The following is a 5,330-nucleotide window of genomic DNA, read 5'->3' on the forward strand; positions in this document are numbered from 1 at the left end:
TCTAAATATTGCTTAGCAATGATACATTTTAGCTCTCGGCTATATTTGGACATAAGAAGACCCCCAATAATTGGTGTCCAACTATTGGGGGTCAGTTCAATAGGCAATCCTATCGCGGCTTTTCTCTTTTTATGCTTGTCTTCGCGGTTTAGCTTTTGGCTCTGTAACAGCCTAGTCTTTGTCTATTTTTCAAGTGTGGTGAAAATAGTCCATTCCTCAACGATTTGTTCGCTCAAGCCAACCGCGGTTGCGGTTACTCTACGATTCAAAGCGTGTGATGTTGCATCGTCACCTTCACTTTCTAAACGATCCTCACCGTAACCTACTACTCTAACTCGGCTTGGGTCGATGCCGTTGGATAGTAACTCATCTTCGACGTGGTGAGCGCGTTTCTTTGATAGTTCTAAGTTGTATTCGCTAGAGCCAACTTTACTTGCGTAGCCTTGAATTTCGATGGACGCACTTTGGTAGGTTTCTAAAAACTCAGCTATTGTGGTTATCTGATCTGAGAAAATCGGATTCACTTCGTAAGAATCCTTAGCAAATAGTATATTGAGCTGTCTAACTTCTTCCGCGCGTATGATCTCCCCACAACCTTCGTTATCGACTAACGACGCTGGAGGTGTTGCAGAGCAGGCGTCTCTCGCATTGACGACACCGTCTTTGTCTTCGTCTTGTAGGTCGGATATTTGCTCGGCTTCGGGTGTCTCAATATATTCCTCTTCTTGTTGGCTAGAACAAGCGAGTAGGGACATTGTTAGTGCAGGAAGCAGTAAGTAGGTTATCTTCATGATCAATACTCCACAGACGTTGTCCACTCATCTGGAATATCAACCAGCAGAGCGTTCAATAAAGAACCTGTCGCATTCATTACTCGATACTTAGCGTATTGCTCAGCGTAATGGGCATCTAAGTAATCTTTTCGCGCTTCAAACAATTCATTCTCAGTGTTTAGCAAGTCAAGAAGAGTACGTTTACCTATTCGGTACTGTTTGCCATAAGCGATAACCGTCTCTGATGCTGAATCCACATGGTCAGCTAAGAAGTTCTTTTGTTGTAGTGTTAAGTCTAATGCACTCCAAGATAGGCGCAGCCCTTCTTCGACTTGGCGATAAGCTCTGTCTCTCAAGTCTTTAGCTTTATTCAATTGGTAGGCGGCGGCTTCCGAGTTCGCGCTGTCTGCCCCACCGTTGTATAAGTTGTATCGCATTCTCAGCATCGCCAATGTTTCTTGGCTAGAACCTTCGTCACCACCAGCGTCATCACGCCATGATTGCGATGCCTCTATAGAGAATGTTGGGTAATTCACGCCTTTTAACTGTTTATATTGGAAGTGTGCTGAATCGACATCCGCTTTCGCTACCCTTATCACCGGATGTTGGTCTAATGCATCAATGAGGGCGTCTTGTAACGATAACGGAATCATTGAAATATCTGCTCTTGGGTAAATTAACCCGAGCGGTTCACGGCCTACGACCCTTCTAAACTGGGTGTGCGTATCAAAGAGGTTGTTCTGTGCGGCTAGTAAGTTACCGTGAGCTTTTGCGATCCGAGCCTCGACTTGGGATACATCAGCAGTTGACCCTATACCTGAGCGTGCTCGCTTTTTGATGTCTTGATAAATTTTCTTGTGTTTAGCGAGGTTACTCTCTGACAAGGCTAATACCTCAGTCGCCTCTACCGCGTCTAAGTAAATCTGTGTAACTTCAAGCGCTTTGTCTTCAGCATCCGCTAATAGCTGTAACCGAACCGATTCAGCTTCGGCAGCAGTACGATCCATATCGTAGAGCGTTGCTGAACCATCCCACAACAATTGGGTGAGGGAAATCGTTGCTTCTTTTCTTGTAAGGTCGGTATCTGGGCCATTGTTTGGTGCAGGGTTTATGCCTTCATAGCCAATACCGGCATCAATGTCGATGCTTGGTCGGTAAGCTCCCCCAGAGGCATCGTTCCGCTTTCTCACGCTCTCAAACTCGTTAAAGATACTTTTTATCTCTGGATTGGTTGCCAAAGTGATAGCGACAGCCTGTTCCAAGGTTTGAGCGGCGAGCGGTGTGCTGAAGACTAAGCAACACATCATGGATAATTTGAACAATCTCAAAGTAGCTCTCCTTCTACTCTCATTGTCTCCTCTTTTTCTCAACCAATGTTCCTCGTTGAATTGAGAGAAGTGTACTAATAGAAGCTTAGGACATCTGTAAAAAAATGCGAAGTTTGAAGGCTTATTTTTGTCTGCAAGTAGCTATTGCTGTTGAACAATTTGAAATTAGCTCCAATTGCAAGTTTATAATGAGTTTGTTATCAATAGTGGCACTACTAAATTGATGAAGTGAAGCAACCACATCACTGGGTGGGCTTTGATGCGTGTGTGGTTGGTTTTGGGCTGAAGTAGGAACTGAATTATGGGTAGTGTAAACCTTAATATTCTAGGCCTTGCTAGCGGCAGTATTGTGCTTGACGCTCAGGGTCGATTGAGTCAATTAGCACCGGGCGAACAACCAGCCTCGAGTGATGTCGTGATTAGTGTTGCCGAGAACGAAGAGAGTGTGCCAAGTGTTTCGGCACGATTCGTTGATAGCCAAGGACAACAAAGTGAGTTGGATACCGATGACGCCATCGCACAAGTCGAACGTGCAATTGAGGATGGTTTTGATCCAACTGAATTAGGTGATGAGTTTGATACTGCCGCAGGCGACCAAGGATCAAGCCTGACCAATAGCGGCCGGGTCGAACGAACAGGTACAGAAAGCCAGGCAGAAACTGACTTTGAAACGTCAGGCTTCGAATCTCAAGGGCTATCCGTGACTCAGTCACTGACGCTGTTTAACACCATCGCGTTAGCACTTGTGTCTGGTGAAACCAATGCTGTTGAGTTAGAGCAAGATCAACCCATAGAAGCAGGTGGCTCGCTAACACTAGATAAGCAAGGTGTTATTTTTATTGAGCAAGAGGTCGTTGGTGAAAACGGCTTGGGTACTTTTATTGTCAATGCCGACGGTACTTGGACCTTTTTGGCAAACAACTCTTTTAATGAGCTAGGTATTGGTCAACAGGCCCAAGATTCCACGATAGTTCGAACTTCCGACGGTGTTGAACAAAGAATAACAGTGACCATAGTAGGCACAGATGATCGAGCGATCGCGACCAACGGGTCAGGAAGCGTGACCGAAGATATCGGTATTAATGAAGAGACTAGCAAGTTACAGACATCTGGTGAGGTCACCATTACCGATGTCGATAGCACAACGCCCACCTTTTTACCCAATAGCGCATTTGATGCGGGCAAGTCTACCAATACGACTCAGCTCGGTGAGCTCTCGATTGCTCCAAGTGGTAGCTGGATTTACAACGTCAATAATGACGACGTTCAATACTTAGGGGAAGGTGAGTCAGTGACTGAAACTTATGTCGTTACTGCCTCGGACGGAACGACAAGCGAGATTACGATTGTTATTACTGGAGCTGACGACTCATCTGAGATTTCGGTCGGAGAAGGTGATAGTGATACAGGTAGTGTCATTGAATATGTGGATGTCGATAAAGAATCTAATCATCTTGAAGTGACAGGCACCCTGACTATTACCGACAATGATCTAAACGACGTTCCACGTTTTAACCCAACAGGTGTGTTTACTTCCTTAGGCTCAACTGGCGTAAGTGCGCTCGGTACATTAGCTATCACAGAATCAGGTCTGTGGACTTATGTGGTGAACAATGATCTGGTTCAGCATCTGAACGCAGGTGAAGTGATTACAGAGCGATACAGCATCACTTCGACTGATGGAGCTACACATATAATCGAAATTACGATTAATGGTACCAATGACGCGCCTGTGGCGACAGGTTTCAGTGTTGATGCGTCGGGGGAGCCTCATCAAAGTGGTGGCGACGGTGAGGGAGTCGTTCAATACGGTGATATAGAAACGGCCATCACGTTCAATTCCACGACAGCTGCGCAAGATCGGATATCAGATATAGAAGATGACCACAACGAGGTCGATTTACATATCGTGATTAAATCACTGCCAACATCAGGAACTCTACTTTATACAAACACCGATGGCATTACACGTGAGGTTGTGGAAAGCGACGTATCTGGAGAAACGCAATTTGACCATTCCGGCTTAAGTTACGTTGCCGGTGCAGGTGAAGCATTCCTACTTGGTATCACAGATGTCCCTAATGATGACACGCCAGTGTCTGAAGACGGTTTTTATAACTGGGGTCGTGCGGTTGATGGCTCTGGAGGAATGAGGCGTGAAGTCGAATTAGCCAATGGCAGCTCGATTTATGTCGAGATAGATAACCCCAACAATAAGCCACTCAAGCAATACAATGCTGAGCAAAGCCATGTGGGTTATGGGATTGGTGATAGTGACGGGCGTGGTATCAACCGAGATGAAACTCTGACCATAGACTTTGCGCAGAACCCAATATCAGAGGTTCGATTTGGCTTAGACGGTTTAGGTCCTGTGTTTGAAGAAGACAACCCTAATGTGGTGAGAGCCGTTTTTTACTTTGTTGATGGCGGCAGCGAAACGGTTGAATACGAGAAAGAACCTGGGGAGACAGGTGTTGAGCGATTATTCTATGAATTCACGTACTCTTCGCCTGGCCAGGTCATTGAACAAGTCGAGTTCTCAAATCAGAAAGGGAGCTGGGAGCTTAGATATATTGGTGGTGACCTAGAAGTGAATCAAGACAGCTTTGATTACCAAGTTGTCGACTCTACCGGGGAAGTAAGTAGCGTTGAGACAGTTACACTTAATGTGGAAGGGGCAACGGCTATCAAGTTCTGAGTGATCCCGAATCGTCTGACTTTGTTGCGAAGTTAGGTAACGAGATCTTGATTGGTAACGATGCGGATAACATTTTCGAATGGGTAGACTCAGCGCTCGATAACAGCGTCGATGTGGTTAAAGAGTTCACTGTAGGTGAAGACTTACTTGAGTTCAGTGACATTTTAGACGCGACAGGTAGCGACTCAGTCGATGATCTCATTCTCGAAATTGACGCTGAGTTGCAAGGGGACAACTTGGTGATGAGCATTGAACACGATGGAGGTGAACAAACCATTGTTTTGGAGGATGTGAAAGACCAGTTAATCGATCATGTTGTGGATAGTAGCTTTGACAATATTTCAGCGCTTGGCGAGCTAATCAAAAATGATGCCGTTTGATCGGAAAATTGAAGCTTCATCTATTCGAATAAATTAAAGCCTTAACTATTGAATAATTGTTGTGGGGATTTAGTGTCGAAGTAGCGCCAATCACAGGCAAAAAAAAGGTTCATCGCGGCTTTCCGGGGAAAGCCGCTTTTATCTTCAAGAA

4 protein-coding genes are annotated in these 5,330 nt (G+C 45.3%); 2 read left to right on the forward strand and 2 right to left on the reverse strand.

Annotation, left to right across the window (positions count from 1 at the left end):
• Positions 1-182: 182 nt before the first annotated feature.
• The gene (locus tag JC606_RS22600; protein WP_198779491.1) at positions 183-794 is read right to left on the reverse strand and encodes an OmpA family protein; all 612 of its coding nucleotides are present in this window, start codon (positions 792-794) and stop codon (positions 183-185) included.
• Positions 794-2,101, reverse strand: coding sequence for a TolC family outer membrane protein (locus JC606_RS22605; protein ID WP_198779490.1), 1,308 nt, complete (start codon positions 2,099-2,101; stop codon positions 794-796). Before JC606_RS22605 ends, JC606_RS22600 begins: the two co-directional genes overlap by 1 nt.
• Positions 2,102-2,402: 301 nt before the next feature.
• Between JC606_RS22605 and JC606_RS22610 the strand changes: the two genes are divergently transcribed.
• Both JC606_RS22610 and JC606_RS23485 read left to right on the forward strand, forming a co-directional pair.
• Positions 2,403-4,799, forward strand: coding sequence for a VCBS domain-containing protein (locus JC606_RS22610; protein ID WP_233090600.1), 2,397 nt, complete (start codon positions 2,403-2,405; stop codon positions 4,797-4,799).
• A 47-nt stretch (positions 4,800-4,846) separates the two neighbouring features.
• Entirely contained in the window at positions 4,847-5,179 is a 333-nt protein-coding gene (locus JC606_RS23485) for a M10 family metallopeptidase C-terminal domain-containing protein (RefSeq protein WP_233090602.1), read from the forward strand.
• The last annotated feature ends 151 nt before the right edge of the window (positions 5,180-5,330 follow it).

This window comes from Vibrio sp. IB15, from assembly GCF_016406055.1.
Lineage (GTDB): Bacteria > Pseudomonadota > Gammaproteobacteria > Enterobacterales > Vibrionaceae > Vibrio > Vibrio chagasii.

Excerpts from the sequence above, each read along its gene's own strand:
- JC606_RS22610 (WP_233090600.1), top strand. The coding sequence starts at position 2,403 with ATGGGTAGTGTAAACCTTAATATTCTAGGCCTTGCTAGCGGCAGTATT.